Raw genomic sequence first — 17,040 nt, forward strand, 5'->3', positions numbered from 1 at the left:
TGCAACCACTCCCAGCCCCTCTTCCTATGGGAGAGGGGAGTTAGGAACCAATACACAATACAACAGAAATGTTTCATTCCTGTCTAAAATGACTATAAAACGACCGTAGAATGTCAGCTAGAAATCGCAGGAGCCCCGCACTGTACCCGTAGGGTCAGTGCCGGGAGGAATGCGCTTTGATGAAGTACAATGAACTTATGAGCCAAGTCCTGACCATATCCTGCAAGCTCAAGGTAGCCCAGTCGCAAGCCGCCAAATTGGACGCGACTTTGGAGGCTTTTGGCCAAGCCTTGAATTGGGTCAACCAGAACACGCCGGAGAAGATCGTCAACGCGGTCAAGCTGCAATCCCTTTGCTACTACGAGATTCGAGCCCGGTTTGGCTTGTCCAGTAACTTGGCTCAACAGGTGTGCAGACGGGTAGCGGGTTCCCGCAAAGTGGCTAAGCAGAAAAAGCGTCCCGTCAAGGAGTTTAAGAGCGGCTTTGTTACCTACGACGCTCGCATCTTTTCGTTCCGTCAAAAAGACTGGACGGTGTCGCTGACCACGGTGGAAGGGAGAGAACGCTTTGAACTGGCCATTGGCAACTACCAGCGTGGGATGCTGGCTGGTTCCAACCCAAAAGCTGCCACGCTGGTCAAGCGCAAAGATGGCTCCTACTACATCCAGATTTGCGTAGAGGAAAAAACACCCAAACAACAAGATACCGACAAGGTGATCGGGGTGGACTTGGGAAGGACGGATATTGCCCATACGTCAGACGGGGACAATTGGAATGGACAGCAGTTGAACAGAGTCCGCGACCACTACTCCAAGCTGAGGGCGGCACTCCAACGTAAAGCCAGTAAGGGCATACGCAGTTCGCGGCGCAGATGCAGAGAACTGTTGCAACGGCTGTCTGGCAAGGAGAGACGCTTTCAGGCGTGGGTCAATCATCGCATCTCCAAAGCTATTGTCTCTAGGGCAAAGACCACAAACAGCGCTATCGCCCTGGAAGACCTGACAGGGATCCGGGAAAGGGTCAATCAACAGCCGCGCAGCAAAGCCGAGCGGCGCAGGGCCAACAGTTGGGCGTTCTACCAACTACGTCAGTTTCTGGAATACAAGGCGAGGGTTGCAGGGGTTTCTCTGATTCTTGTGCCGCCCGCCTACACGTCGCAGACCTGCCACCGGTGTTTGCACATCCATCCCGATCCTGCGCAATCCTACCGCAGTGGCAAGTCGTTCAAGTGTGGGCACTGTGGATGGGAAGGGGATGCGGATTTGAATGGTGCGAATGTGATTGCGCTCTTGGGGGCTGTCGTAAACCAGCCTAGAGGTCCGGGCTTGTTTTGTTCTCTGGTAGGGCAGAGCAGGCTCAGGGCTACTGAAAGCCCGCTCCGTACCGCTTAGCGGTCGGAGCCGGGTAGTTTACGTGGACCAGATCTTGCGGATGGGCAAGGTGAAGCCCGGCAGCACGTCCTCTCCGGATAGGGTTTCCGGATCTTCGACCAATTCCGGCGCTTGCCCTTGTCGGTAGATCATCACCCGCTTGGCCTTGGGATCCAGCAGCCACCCCAGCCGGCAGCCGTTGTCCATGTATTCTTGCATCTTGGCCTGAGTTTGAATCCAAGAGTCGGTGGGCGAGAGGATCTCCACCACAAAATCGGGGCACAGGGGCAAAAATCCTTGACGGACTGAGGGATCCAAAGCTTCCCACTTTTCAATCGGGATCCAGGCCAAATCAGGGGAGCGGTCGCTGCCTGAAGGCAAGGAAAATCCGGTGGAAGAATCAAAGCTTTTCCCTCGGCCCGATTGCCGATTCCAAACATAAACTTCCCCGGCAATTTCAAAGTTAAGATTGCCCGTTTCCCCACCGGTTGGAGACATGATGACCAATTCTCCTTGGGCAGTACGCTCCAGCTTCAGCTCAGGATTGGCGGCACAAAGCCGGATAAAATCTGCTCGGCTGAGGGTTATCAGGGGAGATAGATTCAGAGTCAGAGCAGCCATGGTAGTGTGACTCCGCCTGTTTTTGGCCTATCGCTCAACATTTTTACTGCAGCTGTTTCCAAGGTTGGGAGAGTTCTGCAATTGCGTGGGATCCCTGTCATGCAAGAGATCCATCAGAGTTGGCTGGGTTAAGGGTGTGGAAAAAAGCTGTATCAGGGATCGTAAATCCGTGAAAGCTACTCATATCAAGCCGACCAGATCTTGCGGATGGGCAAGGTGAAGCCCGGCAGCACGTCCTCTCCCGATAAGGTTTCCGGATCTTCGACCAATTCCGGCGCTTGCCCTTGTCGGTAGATCATCACCCGCTTAGCCTTGGGATCCAGCAGCCACCCCAGCCGGCAGCCGTTGTCCATGTATTCTTGCATCTTGGCCTGAGTTTGGATCCAAGAATCGGTGGGCGAGAGGATCTCCACCACAAAATCGGGGCACAAGGGCAAAAATCCTTGACGGACTGAGGGATCCAAAGCTTCCCACTTTTCAATCGGGATCCAGGCCAAATCAGGGGAGCGGTCGCTGCCTGAAGGCAAGGAAAATCCGGTGGAAGAATCAAAGCTTTTCCCTCGGCCCGATTGCCGATTCCAAAGGGTTAAGTCTGTGGTGATTTCGGCATTCCAGTGGCCGGTTTCCCCGCCGGTTGGAGACATGATAACCAATTCTCCTTGAGCGGTACGCTCCAGCTTCAGGTCGGGATTGGCGGCACAAAGCCGAATAAAATCTGCTCGGCTCAGGGTTGTCAGGGGGGATAGATTCAGAGTCAGAGCAACCATGGCAGGCGTTTGGACACTCCTAAACCATTCTTAGAATGAGTCTAATGGGACCTCAGGATTTGCCCTCTGCTCTTAACCAAGCCACATCTTAACTGGGGTGAGGGGCGGGTTTGGTCAGGCCGATCACCTGAGTGTATGCACCGCGGGCCTGGGTTACACCAATGGTGTGCTCAGCTTTTTCGATCATGGGGCGGCGTAAACTGACCACCAAAAACTGCGCCTGACGAGATTGCTGCCAGATCATATTGGCCAATTTTTCCACATTGGCCCCGTCCAAAAACATATCTACTTCATCAAAGGCGTAAAAGCTGGAAGGGCGGAATCGCTGCAGAGCAAAAATAAAGCTGAGGGCTGTCAAGGATTTTTCTCCTCCCGACATGGCGCTGAGACGGCGCACCGGCTTACCTTTGGGGTGGGCCACCAAGGTTAGACCGCCTGCAAAGGGATCCTCTGGGTTTTCCAATTCCAAATGACCATCCCCATCGGAAAGTTGGGCAAAGATGGTTTGAAAATGGCCGTTGACGGCATGAAAGGCATCCAAGAAGGCTTGCCGACGCAGGGTGGAAAAGTTCTCGATGCGCAGCAACAACTCGGTGCGCTCTTGGTGCAGGGTTTCCAGTTTGGCGCTGAGATCCCGCAGGCGAGCTTGGGTCTGTTCGTATTCGGCAATGGCCAGCATGTTTACCGGCTCCAGGGATCGCAATTGCTCTTCGATTTTGCGTTTTTGCCGCTGCAGCTCGTCTAAGGTCAGGGTGGCGGGCAAGTCGGGCAGCGGATCCGGCAGCTCTTGAACCACCGCTTGCAGTTGGGTTTGCAGTTGGGCCAGCAGAGCCTCTTTTTCCTGTTGTTGGGTGAGGGCGTTGTAGCGTTCCCACTCCAGGCGTTGGATTTGCTGTTGTTGGGCCCGCAGTTGAAATTCCTGCCGATCTCGCTCTTGGCGCAGGTGGGAAAGTCGGGCCTCGATCTGGCTCATCTGTTGCCGTTGCTCGGCAAGGTGTTGCTGGATTTGGCCAAGGGTGGCTTGGGCTTGGACGATTTGCTCCTGCAGATAGGCTTGGCGCTGTTTGCTCTCCTGCAGGCGCTCCTGGTGGTGCTGGATTTGGGCCTGTTTCAGGTGTTGTTGGCCGGAGTTCTCCTGCTGTTGCCGCTCCAGTTGGGTCAGTTGCTGCTGCAGCTCTGCCAAGCGACTTTCCTGCTGCTGCACCGTCTGCTGCAGTTGCTGCCAATGTTGGTTCACCGGGGATCCCTCCAGTTGGCTGAGCTTGAGGGTGAGATCGGCCAGGCGCTGTTGCAAGGGATCCCAACGCAGTTGAATCTGCTGGAGCCGCTGCTGGATCTGGTGGCTTTCGCTTTGCCTTTGCGCCAGGGATCCCTGCAGGTGTTGCAGGCGGGCCTGTTGCTTTTGGCAGTCGGCTTGGTGCCGCTCCAGATATTGCTGGGCTTGCAGGGCGTCTTGGCGAGCCAGGAGCAGGGCTTGGGCCAGTTGTTTTTCGCGGGCTTGGGCTGCTTGTAGGCGCAGGGTGAGGGCGGCCAGCAGTTCCTCCAGCTCGGCCAAGCGGGAGCGCAAGGCGGCCTCCTCGGAAGGTTCGCCGACAGAAAAATGGATCCCAGCTCGCTGGGGGGCGCTGCCGCCGGTCATGGCGCCCGAAGTTTCCAACAGCTCCCCTTCCAGAGTAACCATGCGGTGCTTGCCGATGTGGGGCTGGGCCAGCTCTAGGCTTTGGAAAACCAGGGTGGAGCCGAACACAAAGCCGAAAACATCCCGGTAGCGCTCTTCAAAACGCACCAAACGAATGGCGTAGTCGATCAGGCCGTCCAATTTCAGGGGGCTGGGGGGGCGGGTGGGCTGGAGCTTATTCAAGGGCAAAAAGGTGGCGCGTCCGGCTTTTTCCCGTTTCAAAAAGTTGACAGCGCTCACGGCCACGGTGTCATCCTCCACCACCACAAAGTGCAGCCGGTTGCCTGCTGCAACCTCCAGGGCCAGTTGATACTGGGGATCCACCTGCCCCAACTGGGCCACCAACCCCAAAACCCCCGGCAGACGGGCACTCAGGATGGCTTGGGTCGCTCGGGATCCCTGGGATTCTTGCAACACTTGGCGGCGGGTTTCCCATTTGTCCAGTTGCCGCTGCTTGGCGTGCAGCTCGGCGGCCAGGCGTTCGTGGGTGGCGCGATCCAACTCCAGGCTGGCCTGCAGTTGGGCCAGCTCTTGGGCCAAAGTTTGAACCTGAGCTTCCGACTGTCGGCAAGTGTGTTCCAGCTCGGCGGTGAGGGCCAGGTGGGATCCCAGCCACGCCTCGATCTGGGCAATCTCCGCTTGGATCTCTTGGCTTTGTCGTTCCAGTTGCCGTTGTCGCTCTTGCAGGCGAATTTGCTCCTGTTGGAGAGGCTCCTGTTCAGCGCGGAGTTCCTCAATGTGGCGGGTGAGGTAGCGCTGCTGTTTCACCCAGGCATCAGCGGATTGGGCTAGGGCGCGCAGCTGTTCGCGGCTCTGTTCCAAGCTAATTTGGGCTTTCTGAACCTGGGCCTGCAGGGATCCCTGGGCTTGGGCCAGTTGCTCTTGTTGGCTGTGCAGGTGTTCCAGCTCCGCCTGCAGATGCTGCTGTTGGGTTTGCCGCTCCTGATGTAGGCGCTGCGCTTGCTCGATCTCCTGCTGCCAGGCTGCGATCTGTTGGCTGACCTGTTGCCGTTGTGTTTCGGCGGCGGCAATCTGGGCTTGCAGGTGCAGGTATTCCTCCTCTCCAAGGGCGTGGATGCGGCTTTGCAACTCGGTCAGGGCGGCTTCGGCTTGCTGCAAATGCTCGCTCAAGGTCTGCACCTGAGCGGTGGCCTGCTCCTGAGTTTCCAGAAACCGCTGAATGGCCGCCTGGGTTTCTTCCACTTGGACTTGCAAATGCCGCCAAAGCAACACCTGTTGCTGCTGCCCCAGCGTTTGCAGCTGCAGCCGCAGTTGCTGATAGTGTTGGGCCTTTTCGCTCTCTCTGAGCAGCCGCTCTCCTTGAGCTTGCCATTCTTGTTCGATGAGCCGAAAACGCTCAATTTGTTCCCGCACCGCCTCCAGCTTGCTGTTGGCCTGGGCGATCTTGCGGTCGAAGGTGGCCACCCCCGCCAATTCGTCGATGATCTGCCGCCGTTCCTTGGGGTGCATGGAAATGATACTGGTGACATCCCCTTGTAAAACAACGTTGTAGCCGTTGGGGTAGATGTGCATCGCCTCCAGTTGTTCGTGCAGCTCGCTCAGGGTACAGGGCACATCGTTGATGTAGAAAGTGCTGGTGTAGGGGAGAGAATCCGTCCCGCTATCGCGGGCGAGCTCCTCAGCCTTTCCGGGCCTGACCCGCAGCCGGCGACTGACTTTCCATTCCCTGGGCTGGCCATCTTCTCCCGGCCCCAGCTCAAAGGTGACGGAAACGTGGGTTTCCACCTGCCGATTGCCGTTGAGGCTGCCGGAATGCACCAGATCCAAAAGCCTCTCTGCCCGCATCCCCCGCGAGGAAGATAAACCCAGCGCGAACAGGATCCCATCCAGGATGTTGGACTTGCCGGAGCCATTGGGGCCGGAAATGACCGTAAAGCCCGGCAGCAGGGGCAACGAGGTGGTGCTGCCAAACGACTTAAATCGGGTCAGCTCAATCCGCTTGATGTACATCACACCCCACATCTAGCGTGGCCACCAGCATATGATGGCAACAGGCTAGCATGGGTAGCAAAAACCTGTGCAGCCTAGGTCTCTAGGACAGCCTGGGATCCGCATCTGTGCTGACGAGCAGGTCGGCCTTTTGGAGAAGACGATGCACCTCCGCCCTCAGCTCCGGCCAGCGGTAGGTCAGTAAGTTTGCCTTGGAGATAAACAGCAGCCGGTATCCGGGTTTCAGGTTTGGGCACAGAGGGCGCAAGATTTCTCGCAACTGGCGTCGCAGCCGATTCCGTTTTACGGCAGATTTGCTCACCTTTCTGCCGATCACCAGCCCCACTTGGCTAGGGATCCCTTCACACCCCACCGGCATCGGCTGAAACAGCAGGGTTAAGCCTGCACCGGAACGACGTTGGCCCCCCTGGTAGAGCGCCTGAAAAGCTCGTCGATCCCGCAATCGATGAGGAGCCGGCAACATTGGGCACCGAGGAGAGTCTGCCCCAGAAGTCAGCGAGTTTTGGGCTGCAACGCTCCAAAAAACCAAGACAAATCAAATCTCTGACCAAAGGGCTTAGGAAACCGCCAGGCGATAACGCCCCTTGGCCCGCCGTCGCCGCAAGACCTGCCGCCCGGTTGCCGTTCGCATTCTGGCCCGAAACCCAGAGACGCGAATGCGTCTGCGATTGGTGCCACGAAGGGTACGCTGAGTCATGGTGAGAAGCCAACCAATGAAGCCAAGATCATCTGCCAGAGCTGACCAGACTGCCATTCAGCCTGCTGGCAACTGATCACAGGTGGTTAATCTTAGCAGACTCAATGGAAAATTGCTAGATTGGCCACCCCGCGCCGAGCAGTTAAATTGGGAATCCCGAAGCTCCTGTCGAGGAAGCCGCCGCTGTTTCCTCTGGGCTTCTGCTGTGTCGCTCTGAGTGTGTGGTGTGGATATTTCCCTGGATCAGCTCTGGGATGAAGCCCTGTGTCATCTGCAGGTGCAGCTCAGCCGCCCAACCTTTGAGGCTTGGATCAAAACGGCGCGGGCTGAATCGTTGGTGGACAACCGCCTCACCATCTGTACCCCCAGCGAATGGGCACGGGGCTGGCTGCAAAAGCACTACGCTTCCACCATCACCGAGGTGGTGCAGCGGGTGGCCGGGATCCCTTTGCAGGTGGAGTTTTCCGTTTCCCCCCACGCTTCTGTCGAGGCAGAACCCCCTTCAAGGGCGATTTCCCCAACATCGGGCAGAGCCGGCAGCTTACCTGCCTCCACCACCCTAGGACTGGAAGTCGGCGGCAGCCTGCCCATGCGGGCGCCGGATCTCAACCCCAAGTATTCCTTCTCGCGGTTTGTGGTTGGCCCCAACAACCGCATGGCTCACGCTGCAGCTCTGGCTGTGGCCGACAAGCCTGGGCGCGCCTACAACCCCCTGTTTCTCTGCGGCGGGGTAGGGCTGGGCAAAACCCACCTGATGCAGGCCATTGGCCACTACCAACTGGAGGCCAATTCACGCGCCAAGGTCTTCTACGTGTCCACCGAACGGTTTACCAACGATTTAATCGATGCCATCCGGCGAGACAGCATGCAGTCTTTCCGGGAGCACTATCGGGATGTGGATATTTTATTGGTGGATGACGTTCAATTTATCGAAGGCAAAGAGTACACCCAAGAGGAGTTTTTTCACACCTTTAATACGCTGCACGAGTCCGGCAAACAGATCGTACTGGCCGCCGACCGCTCTCCTCATCTGATCCCGCGTCTGCAGGAGCGGCTTTGTTCTCGTTTCTCCATGGGTTTGATTGCGGAAATTCAATCGCCGGATATCGAAACCCGCATGGCCATTCTCAAGAAGAAAGCCGAGTACGAGGGAATGAACTTGCCCGCAGAGGTGATCGAGTACATTGCCACCACCTACACCAGCAACATCCGCGAGCTGGAAGGCGCCCTGATCCGCGCCGTCGCCTATGTTTCCATTTCTGGCTTGCCGATGAGCGTGGAGACGATTCAGCCCATCCTCAATCCCCCCAGCGAGCCGAAAGAGATCACCGCCGACATGATTACCGATGTGGTCTGTGAAGAATTCGGCATCGACCGAGAAAGTTTACTGGGATCCTCCCGCAAGCGCGACATCAGCCAAGCACGGCAAATTGCCATGTTTTTGATGCGCCACTACACCAACCTCAGCTTGCCCAAAATTGGCGACTACTTTGGGGGAAAAGATCACACCACCGTCCTCTATAGCTGTGAGAAAGTCAGTCAGCTACAGCGGCAAAGTCTGCAATTTGAACGGCAACTGCAAAAATTGGTCGAGCGCTTGCGGGTGGTTGCCAACAGCCGGAGCAGCTAGGCTTTCTGTTGTCGCTGGGCCGTCTTTGAGGTGTTGTTGCCGCCCTTTGGCTCTGCCCGTCTGCGTGGAGAATCCCTCGGAAAGCGGCTACAGTAGGGACGCAATGAATGTGGTTGCAGGTGGTGAGACAGTCTGGCAAAGGGCTTCGCCTGGGTATGCTGCTCCTCTGGGCTGGACTGGTGCCTGAGCGGCCGGTTTGGGCCAATTCCCAGCAAGCCCCTATTCCAGATCCGGTGCCGGCCACCCTCTCAGCCGCTTTGGATTTGGGCTTGGATAGCCAACTTTTGGAAGACAGCCCCGTGTTGCGCCGCTGGCTGCAAAACCCGCCCAATCTCCTGGAAGAAATCCGCAACACGCCCGTCTTGCCCACCCGCTTGCAGGCCGGTTTCGAGTCCTCTTCTCACTGGCGAATCAGCCTGCAGGATTTGCGCCTGGGAGATCGCCTCACCCTCAGTGGTGACTATCGCCAATCTTCCGAACATCCCGAAGTGCGCCAGTACGGGTCGGAAATGCGTTACTTTCTGGCCCCCCTGGGATCCCCTTTTAATCTGGCGCCACAACTGGGGTATCGGGCTTTGGAACAAAAAAACCGCAGCCTCAGCGGAGTTAGCTATGGGGCTTTTGCTGTTTTGGCCTTGGCTCCCGGAGCTGCAGATTTGACCGGTAGCTACAGTTGGGTTGCCCCCCAGGAGCCGGAAGAAGGACAGGCCACCCTGGCGGAGCTCACTGCTGCCTACGCCATTAGCCCTTCCTTTCGTCTTTCTGCTCGCTATAGCCTGCGCAACTCGACCCTGGATCGGGAGTTTAGCTTTGGCGTTGGGCTGGAGTGGATCCCCTAGCCTGCGCTCTCGCCCTCACTCCCAGGCCCTCTCCCGGTGGAAGAGGAGGGCTGGGGATCGACGCGACTTGGATTTGGGTGATGGCTCCGCTCTGGACTCAATGAATGGCCACCTCAACCCAGCCCAGATCAGAGGCGCACCGCCCGCACAAAGGCCACCCAACCCAAGCTGAGATAACGCTCCAACTGCAGCCCCACCTGTTGAAGGTGCTCGCGCAACTGGGTTTCCGAGAAAAAATGAAGGCCGGTGGCTTCCAGCCATTGCTGCACCATCTGCCCCCATCCCCGTACCTGCTGGCTGTGCATCGAGACAAAGGCCCCTCCCGGTTTCAAGACGCGGGCAATTTCCCGCAAACAGGGATCCAAAGGCAATTCGTTCAAGGTGGCCCCGCTGATCACCGCCCCAAAAGTTCCAGAGGCGAGGGGAAGCTGTTCAGCCCGAGCCCGCATCAGGCTGTAGTGCTGCCAGTGGGGCTGCGCTTGTTGAGCGGCTTCCGCCAATACCCCTGCTGCATTGTCCAGGCCGATCACCGTCCGTTGTGGATCCTTGGCCAGGAGCAAGCGGCTCCAGTACCCCCCGGCAGTGCCCAAATCCAAGATGGGATCCCCCTCCCCCACCAACTCGGCCAGCAGTTGACTCTCCCGCTCGCTCCCAAAGCTCTCTCCCGTCAGCAGCGACAGGGCCCAGGGCCGCCAGAGGCGATCGTAGCCCCAGGCAAACCCAGGCAGATGGGCAATGGCTTGGGCCGGCGTGAGATGCAGGTCCGATGAGCTGCCGATAAAATCCACAGCCCCAGAAGCGGTGATGGGGTAAATTTGGCCACAACTGGGACAATAAACCCGATCTGCCACGGATCCCTGCTCCCGCCCTGGTGATTGGGTCAACCCTTCCCGACCGCAGCTCAGGCAGCGATAAAGGTGAACCGGCAAAGCAGAGAGAGAAGAGCGCATGCGACAGCCCAACGCAACCCAAAACTCGCGAGGAAAAGGGGGCAGCTGCCGGGATCCAGCCCCAACAACCCCCCCAGTTGTCTATCTGGCAATGGAGATGGGATCCCTTAGACCAGCTTTGGACTCCGTCCCGCTTCCGGGAATGGACTGGGTAGGCCGACCTTCTCCGGGATGGGCACATACTCTGAGACAATCGCCCGGAATTCGTCGCCATCCAGGGTTTCCCGTTCCACCAAGGTATCGGCCAATCGATCCAGCAGAGGGCGGTGCTCCAGCAAAATCTGCTTGGCTTTCTGGTAACAGCTCTCCAGGATCTGCCGCACCTGGCGGTCGATCTTGGCGGCCACATCCTCCGAGTACTCGACGCGGTTCATCCAGCCGCCGCCCAAGAATACCTCGTTGTTGGGGGGATCCAGCATCAAGGGCCCCAGCTCAGACATGCCAAAGCGGGTCACCATCTGCCGCACCAGATTCGTGTTCTGCTGCAGGTCGTTGCTGGCTCCGGTGGTCACTTCCGAGTAGCCGAAGACGATCTCTTCGGCCGCCCGACCGCCAAAGCCCACCACCACCCGATCCAGCAGCCAAGCGCGGCTGTACATGCCGGAGTCGATCTGCTCCTCGTTGGGCAGTTGCTGGGCAAAGCCACCTGCGCCGCCGGAACGGGGGATGATGGTCACCTTGTTCAAGGGATCCGCGTGGGGCAAAAGTGTCATCAACAGGGCATGGCCACACTCGTGGTAGGCGATCAGGCGCTTGCTCTTGCCGTCCAGAAGCGGCGGCTTGGTCAGGCCAATGGTGATGCGGTCAATGGCGTCCTCAATGTCTTGGTTGGTGATGGCCATGCGCTGACGGCGGGCCGCCAAAATGGCCGCTTCATTGAGCAGGTTGGCCAGATCCGCACCGGCAAAGCCAGGGGTACGGCGGGCAATCGCCTCTAGGCTGACCTCTTCCGCCAGCTTCTTGTTGCGGGCATGCACCCGCAAGATCTCGTAGCGCCCCTTAAAGCTAGGCCGATCCACCGTAATCTGGCGGTCGAAGCGGCCCGGACGCAAGAGAGCCGCATCCAACACATCAGGGCGGTTGGTGGCGGCAATCACGATAATACCGGTGTTGCCCTCAAAGCCGTCCATCTCGGTGAGCAACTGGTTCAGGGTTTGCTCGCGTTCGTCGTTGCCCCCGCCGATGCCAGCCCCCCGCTGCCGGCCCACCGCGTCAATCTCGTCGATGAAGACGATGCAGGGCGCATTCTCCTTGGCCTTCTTGAAGAGATCCCGTACGCGAGAGGCACCCACCCCGACAAACATTTCCACAAACTCAGAGCCGGAAAGGCTGAAAAAGGGCACTCCTGCCTCGCCGGCAATGGCCTTGGCCAGAAGGGTTTTGCCCGTCCCCGGCGGCCCCACCAACAACACGCCTTTGGGGATCTTGGCCCCAACAGCGGTGAAGCGCTCCGGCTTCTTCAAGAAGGTAACCACCTCTTGCAATTCTTCTTTGGCTTCTTCAATCCCGGCCACATCGTCGAACTTAACGCCGGTTTTGGCTTCCATCTGAAAGCGGGCCCGCGATTTGCCGAAGTTCATTGCCTGCCCAGGGCCGCCCGCTCCAGCACCGGCACGCCGCAGGAAAAAGAACAACCCTCCCAACAGCAACAGCGGGATCACCAGGTTGCCCAGAAGCGCCCAAAAGGCGCTGCCATTGCGGGTGGGTACCACTGCCACTTCGATCCCCTGCTCGGTGAGGCGGTCCACCAGTTGCGGTACGGTGTTGGGCAGCAGGTTCACTCGGTAGCGGGTGGAATGCTGGGTCTGGGGATCCACAGCCGTAACTTCAGCTACCAGATTGTTGTCCGTGAGGCGCACATCCGTAACCCGCCCCTCCTCGACGTAGCGCAAAAAGCGATCGTAGGTGAGGGCCGAGGCCAAAGCTGCATGGGCGGGTGCAGGCTGCAGCACCAGGCCGGATCCCTGCCAGAGACAAAAGCCCAGCAGGAGGGCGATCAGCCAGCGCTGGGGAGATAGAGGCTTGTTCATAGGGAAGAGAACGCTCGGTTATTAAAAGTCCTTTAACAAACTTAACCTGTCCCTCCTGGAAGGCACAACCCTACCCCCGCAAGGATGAGCTCCTGAGGGATCCCTGCCCCATCCGATGCCCGCCACAAGCCTGCAGTTAGGCCGAGCCGGGGGATCCCAGACCATCCAGCCCATAGACGCGCCGCCACATGGAGTCAGCCAGAGCAGCGGGCATGAGCCGCATCAGCCCCAACGCCACCTTACCCCCCGTGAAAGCGGTGTAGCGGTCGGAAGGGTGAGGATCGGTCATCGCCCTCAGGATCGGCTCCACCACCTTCTCCACCGGCCAGGCCATTTTGTTAAACGAGCTGGCCAGATCGGCGGTCTTGTCCAAGATCGCCTTGTAGGGGCCGTTGGGGTTGACAACGGCAGCAAAGGTTTCTTCCGCCACGCGGCCAAACTCGGTGGCTACCGGCCCCGGCTCGATCAAGATAACCTTGATGCCGAAGGGGGCCACCTCCACCCGCAGGGCGTCGCTGAGGGCTTCGACAGCAAACTTGGTGGCGCTGTAAACGCCGCTGAAAGGCATGGACAGCTGGCCGGCCACCGAGCTGAGGTTGAGGATGCGGCCACTGCCCCGTTCCCGCATTTGGGGCAAGAGGGCACGGGTGAGGGCGTGCAAGCCAAATACATTCACCTCAAACTGGCGCCGCATGGCCGCCACATCCACCTCTTCCACCGGCCCCATCTGGCCATAGCCGGCGTTGTTCACCAGGATATCCACCCGGCCAAAGTGATCCAGAGCCTTTTGGGCCAGCGCCTCCACCTGGGCCGTATCGGCCATGTCGGTGGGCACCACCAGCGCCTCCGCTCCCCGACTCTCCACCAAGTCTTTGACGTTTCGCAGCAGCCCTTCCCGGCGGGCCGCCAGCACCAAGCGAGCCCCGCGTTTGGCCGCCTCCAGAGCGACGGCTTCCCCAATTCCAGCAGAGGCGCCGGTAATCAGCACCACCTGATTTGCAAGTGAAGGCATGGTTTCTTTTATCCAAACTCTCCACCATCCTAGAAGAACGACCGGGATCCCTGGAGAGGGGCAGCTCCGTCTTCCGAACTTCTGGATTCGGCATCCGCTATCATGGCTACATTGGGTAAACCCAGAAAACAGCCGGGACAAAGCCCGATAGACAGGTCTCTGCTTGGGCTGAAGTCCTATGGTGCTTTGATTTAAAGTAGAGAGTTGTGTATAGGGTGCAGCGACTGTGAAGTACTTCTGCAGGCGAGTTGGCCGAGGTCGATCTCTCTCCCCGGAAGAGCGTTGGGTTGTTACTGAGGTTCGATTGGCTCAATTGCTCAGGGCAGCGGAAGCCAACTTGCGGGCCAATTCTGAGTTGCGCCAACAGCAGCAGGAGCAGCAAAAGCAACTGGAAGCCGAGCGCCGCCACAGCGAAGCCCTGAGAGACTCGACCGCCGATTTGCGCACCAGCGTGATGGAGCTGCGGGAAGGACAGGCCCTTTGGCAGAGCCATGTGGAAGAGCTGCGCTCTTGTCTGCGGGAGCTGCTCAAGGAACAAAGCGAACTGGTGCAGATTGTTGCCCAGCAGCAGCACATCCTGAAGGATTGTCAGGAAGTCATCCGCGCCATGCTGGAGCAAATGCGAGATGACCACCGAGACTTCCGCTCTGCCATCAGCATTTTGCTGGAGGAGCTGCACCAAACCGTGCGCTGTTTGGTTATCAGGTCAGGTGGCACCCTACCCAAGCCCGTTCGCCATCCCGAAGTGCCGGAGACGGATCCCAGCTCCCCGCCGACCGATTCGGCCTCGCCTGGGGAAGGCTCTTCGTCCTAGGGATCTTCTGCTCCCCCAAGAGCTATCCCACATCGCCTTCCGGCAGCCACTGCGGCCAGAACAGGCGCAACTCCCTGACCCGCTCCCCTTTGACCAGGAGGGATCCGCCCCCGGAGCGGCTTTGCAGCGGGATCTCGGCAGGAGAGAAGGAGTACACCTGTTCAGACTCCGTGAGCACATCCAGTTGCAGATGGGAAGGCCTCTCCAGCTCGGGGGGGAGACCCACCAAGCCCACCAGCACATCCCCTCGGTCGGAGAAGTGAAAGGCCGGCGCGCCCACCGGACTCCGCTCCAAGATGGGGATCTCCTCCAGAGACAAGCGCTTCAGATAGCCCGACCGGCTGGCCAGAACCAGGATCCCTTGGGAGGGCACCAGCGCCATACCTGCAATCTGTTCGGCGCGCCCCAAACGCAGGGCCGGCGATCCCATAGCCGCTCGACCCATCAAAGGGATCCCTTCGGCAGCCAGCCGCAGCACCCGTCCCCCTGAAGTAGCCAGGACGACGCTGTAGCCTTGGTGGCCGGGATCCCAAAGGGCTGCCCAGCCCAGCTCATCTCCCTCTTTTAGCTTTAGGACGGTGGATCCCCGTTGGGTAAGGCCCATCAACTCTGCCAGGGCCAGCCGCTTGATCCGCCCCTGCCGGCTGAGCACCACCAAACTTGTCTTGCCCGGATCCGGAGCCAACGTGAAGGTGGCAACCATCGGCTCGGGGTTGGGGAGAAGGGTGAGCAGGGGTACCCCCCGTGAAGAGCCAGTGCTGAGGGGGATCCCTGCGATGGGCAGGGTGAAAGCTTTGCCGCCGGCGGTGAGCACCAAGATTTCCTGCTCCAGCGTGACGCATTCCAGGCCGACCAGCACATCTTCCCCCAGTTCCCGTTGCGCGGGGTTGCTGCGGGAGCGACGGCCAGGCAGAGGCAGGCGGCGCACATAGCCCTTGCGGGTGAATTGCAGCAAGAAGTGGGTCTCTTCCGTCTCTTCGCCGCTGGGGATTTGGGCCACTTCCGCTTCCAGCTCCGAGGCCGAGAGGATCTGGGTGCGCCGGGGATCCCCGAAGGTTTTCTTCAAGTGGCGCAGCTCTTTTTTCAGGTAGTTCAAGAGCTTGCGGCGGTCGCTGAGTAGCCCCTGCAGTTCTTCGATGCGGGTCTGCAACTGGGCGTGTTCCTGGTGCAGCCGTTCCCGCTCCAATCCCGTCAGGCGACGCAGAGGCATGGCCAAAATCGTCTCTGCCTGCTGGGGGGTACAGCCCAGGCGAGTTTGCAATTGGGCTTTGGCCGTGGTGCCATCGGGCGCTTGCCGCAGCAGCTCGATCACCCCCTCCAGATCCGCCAACGCCAGCAACATTCCTGCCACCTCTTCCGCCTTGCGCTGCACCTGCTGCAACTCGGCACGGAACATCCGGTTGAGGGTGGCCTCGCGAAATTGCAAGAAGTGTTGCAGGATGTCCTTGAGGCTAAGCTGCCGCGGTTCCCCGTTCACCAAAGCCAGCAGGATGGCTCCAAAGTTGCTTTGCAAAGGGGTGAGCTTATACAACTGCTGCAAAACCGCCTGTGGGTTGGCCTCTCGCTTCAGCTCCACCACCACGCGAATGCCGCTGCGATCCGACTCATCGCGCAGATCGGCGATGCCGCTGATGCGGTCTTGGTTGGCCAGCTCGGCCACTTTTTCGATCCAGGCGGCTTTGTTCACCTGATAGGGAAACTCGCTGATGACCAGAGCAGGCCGCCGGTGGCGTCCTTTGCCCGGCTGGATCTCCTCAAATCGGGCTACCCCCCGCAGGGTGATGGAACCGCGCCCGGTGAGGTAGGCTTCGCGGATCCCTTGGGTGTCTAAGATTTGGCCGCCGGTGGGAAAATCCGGCCCTGGGATCCACCGCAACAGTTCCTCAGGGCTGAGGTCGGGATGGTCGATCAAAGCCAACAGGCCATCCACCACTTCCCCCAGGTTGTGGGGTGGGATATTGGTGGCCATGCCCACAGCAATGCCGGCAGAGCCGTTGAGCAGCAAAATGGGCAAGCGGGCCGGAAGAACGGTGGGCTCCGCCTGGGATCCGTCGAAATTGGGCATGAAATCGACGATCTCTTCCGATACCTGCTCCAGAAGCGCCGTGTGGCTCAGCTCCGCCAGCCGACACTCCGTGTAGCGCATGGCCGCCGGTGGGTCATCATCCACAGAGCCGAAGTTGCCGTGTCCCGCCACCAGGGGATAGCGGCTGGAAAAGTCTTGTGCCATGCGCACCAGCGCGTCATAAACTGCCTGATCCCCGTGGGGGTGATATTTCCCCAGCACATCCCCCACCACCCGTGCGCATTTGCGGTAGGGGCGATCCGGCGTCAGGCCCAGCTCGTGCATGGCGTAGAGGATGCGGCGGTGTACCGGCTTGAGGCCATCCCGCACATCCGGCAAGGCCCGCCCCACGATCACGCTCATGGCGTATTCCAGGTAGGAGCGCTGCATCTCCCCCTGCAAATCGGTTACAATCACCCGACCCAGACGGGATCCCCCACCCGAGCCAAATCCCAGTCCGTCGAGAGTCAGTTGTTGAGTCATGGCACAAAGGAGCGGAACGCTTTCCAGGTTACCGAAAAAACGCCGTAAAGCCCTGCCCTTGAGGGCAGGGGGGTATGTCAATCTAGCCGCTTCTGCGGGCCCCGCGAGAGGGA

General features: G+C 59.2%; 13 protein-coding genes. 4 read left to right on the forward strand and 9 right to left on the reverse strand.

Annotation, left to right across the window (positions count from 1 at the left end):
• Positions 1 to 197 precede the first annotated feature (197 nt).
• Positions 198 to 1,391 (forward strand): RNA-guided endonuclease InsQ/TnpB family protein, encoded by a 1,194-nt coding sequence (locus tag ACVW0B_RS09105; protein WP_457491499.1) that lies wholly within the window; start codon positions 198 to 200, stop codon positions 1,389 to 1,391.
• Between the two features lie 18 nt (positions 1,392 to 1,409).
• On the opposite strand, the gene ACVW0B_RS09110 is transcribed toward ACVW0B_RS09105, so the two are convergent.
• From ACVW0B_RS09110 to rpmH, 5 genes are all read right to left on the reverse strand, one after another.
• On the reverse strand, positions 1,410 to 1,991 hold the full coding sequence (locus ACVW0B_RS09110; protein ID WP_414382545.1) for a Uma2 family endonuclease: 582 nt from the start codon (positions 1,989 to 1,991) through the stop codon (positions 1,410 to 1,412).
• Positions 1,992 to 2,176: 185 nt separating this feature from the next.
• Positions 2,177 to 2,758: a Uma2 family endonuclease gene (locus ACVW0B_RS09115; RefSeq protein WP_011434474.1), complete on the reverse strand. Its 582-nt coding sequence runs from the start codon at positions 2,756 to 2,758 to the stop codon at positions 2,177 to 2,179.
• 88 nt (positions 2,759 to 2,846) lie between these two features.
• Entirely contained in the window at positions 2,847 to 6,407 is a 3,561-nt protein-coding gene (gene smc / locus ACVW0B_RS09120; RefSeq protein WP_457491500.1) for a chromosome segregation protein SMC, read from the reverse strand.
• An 82-nt stretch (positions 6,408 to 6,489) separates the two neighbouring features.
• A complete protein-coding gene (gene rnpA / locus ACVW0B_RS09125; protein WP_457387864.1) occupies positions 6,490 to 6,870 on the reverse strand; it encodes a ribonuclease P protein component in 381 nt (126 codons plus the stop codon).
• 93 nt (positions 6,871 to 6,963) lie between these two features.
• Positions 6,964 to 7,104, reverse strand: coding sequence for a 50S ribosomal protein L34 (gene rpmH / locus ACVW0B_RS09130; protein WP_011434477.1), 141 nt, complete (start codon positions 7,102 to 7,104; stop codon positions 6,964 to 6,966).
• A gap of 226 nt (positions 7,105 to 7,330) precedes the next feature.
• Here rpmH and dnaA point away from each other — a divergent pair, with 226 nt between their 5' ends.
• Together dnaA and ACVW0B_RS09140 are read left to right on the forward strand one after the other, a co-directional pair.
• Entirely contained in the window at positions 7,331 to 8,734 is a 1,404-nt protein-coding gene (gene dnaA, locus ACVW0B_RS09135) for a chromosomal replication initiator protein DnaA (RefSeq protein ID WP_457491501.1), read from the forward strand.
• Between the two features lie 155 nt (positions 8,735 to 8,889).
• The gene (locus tag ACVW0B_RS09140) at positions 8,890 to 9,573 is read left to right on the forward strand and encodes a hypothetical protein (RefSeq protein ID WP_457491502.1); all 684 of its coding nucleotides are present in this window, start codon (positions 8,890 to 8,892) and stop codon (positions 9,571 to 9,573) included.
• Positions 9,574 to 9,701: 128 nt separating this feature from the next.
• On the opposite strand, the gene ACVW0B_RS09145 is transcribed toward ACVW0B_RS09140, so the two are convergent.
• From ACVW0B_RS09145 to ACVW0B_RS09155, 3 genes are all read right to left on the reverse strand, one after another.
• A complete protein-coding gene (locus ACVW0B_RS09145; protein WP_457491503.1) occupies positions 9,702 to 10,523 on the reverse strand; it encodes a class I SAM-dependent methyltransferase in 822 nt (273 codons plus the stop codon).
• A gap of 107 nt (positions 10,524 to 10,630) precedes the next feature.
• Positions 10,631 to 12,553: an ATP-dependent zinc metalloprotease FtsH gene (gene ftsH, locus ACVW0B_RS09150; protein WP_457395727.1), complete on the reverse strand. Its 1,923-nt coding sequence runs from the start codon at positions 12,551 to 12,553 to the stop codon at positions 10,631 to 10,633.
• 136 nt (positions 12,554 to 12,689) lie between these two features.
• Positions 12,690 to 13,565 carry an SDR family NAD(P)-dependent oxidoreductase gene (locus ACVW0B_RS09155; protein WP_457491504.1) on the reverse strand — a complete coding sequence of 292 codons (876 nt, stop codon included), beginning with the start codon at positions 13,563 to 13,565 and terminating at the stop codon, positions 12,690 to 12,692.
• A 304-nt stretch (positions 13,566 to 13,869) separates the two neighbouring features.
• On the opposite strand from ACVW0B_RS09155, the gene ACVW0B_RS09160 reads away from it, so the two are divergent.
• Complete coding sequence (locus tag ACVW0B_RS09160) at positions 13,870 to 14,379, forward strand: hypothetical protein (protein ID WP_457491505.1); 510 nt, start codon at positions 13,870 to 13,872, stop codon at positions 14,377 to 14,379.
• A gap of 22 nt (positions 14,380 to 14,401) precedes the next feature.
• Here ACVW0B_RS09160 and ACVW0B_RS09165 read toward each other — a convergent pair whose 3' ends face one another.
• The gene (locus tag ACVW0B_RS09165; protein ID WP_457491506.1) at positions 14,402 to 16,927 is read right to left on the reverse strand and encodes a DNA gyrase/topoisomerase IV subunit A; all 2,526 of its coding nucleotides are present in this window, start codon (positions 16,925 to 16,927) and stop codon (positions 14,402 to 14,404) included.
• Positions 16,928 to 17,040: the final 113 nt, after the last annotated feature.

This window comes from Thermostichus sp. MS-CIW-23 (assembly GCF_054059455.1).

What these genes read in the sequence shown, in the direction of transcription:
- ACVW0B_RS09105 (WP_457491499.1), top strand. Translation starts at nt 198, where the DNA reads ATGAGCCAAGTCCTGACCATATCCTGCAAGCTCAAGGTAGCCCAGTCG.
- ftsH (WP_457395727.1), bottom strand. Translation starts at nt 12,553, where the DNA reads ATGAACAAGCCTCTATCTCCCCAGCGCTGGCTGATCGCCCTCCTGCTG.
- smc (WP_457491500.1), bottom strand. Translation starts at nt 6,407, where the DNA reads ATGTACATCAAGCGGATTGAGCTGACCCGATTTAAGTCGTTTGGCAGC.
- ACVW0B_RS09155 (WP_457491504.1), bottom strand. Translation starts at nt 13,565, where the DNA reads ATGCCTTCACTTGCAAATCAGGTGGTGCTGATTACCGGCGCCTCTGCT.
- ACVW0B_RS09145 (WP_457491503.1), bottom strand. Translation starts at nt 10,523, where the DNA reads ATGCGCTCTTCTCTCTCTGCTTTGCCGGTTCACCTTTATCGCTGCCTG.
- ACVW0B_RS09115 (WP_011434474.1), bottom strand. Translation starts at nt 2,758, where the DNA reads ATGGTTGCTCTGACTCTGAATCTATCCCCCCTGACAACCCTGAGCCGA.
- ACVW0B_RS09140 (WP_457491502.1), top strand. Translation starts at nt 8,890, where the DNA reads ATGCTGCTCCTCTGGGCTGGACTGGTGCCTGAGCGGCCGGTTTGGGCC.
- rpmH (WP_011434477.1), bottom strand. Translation starts at nt 7,104, where the DNA reads ATGACTCAGCGTACCCTTCGTGGCACCAATCGCAGACGCATTCGCGTC.
- rnpA (WP_457387864.1), bottom strand. Translation starts at nt 6,870, where the DNA reads ATGTTGCCGGCTCCTCATCGATTGCGGGATCGACGAGCTTTTCAGGCG.
- ACVW0B_RS09165 (WP_457491506.1), bottom strand. Translation starts at nt 16,927, where the DNA reads ATGACTCAACAACTGACTCTCGACGGACTGGGATTTGGCTCGGGTGGG.
- ACVW0B_RS09110 (WP_414382545.1), bottom strand. Translation starts at nt 1,991, where the DNA reads ATGGCTGCTCTGACTCTGAATCTATCTCCCCTGATAACCCTCAGCCGA.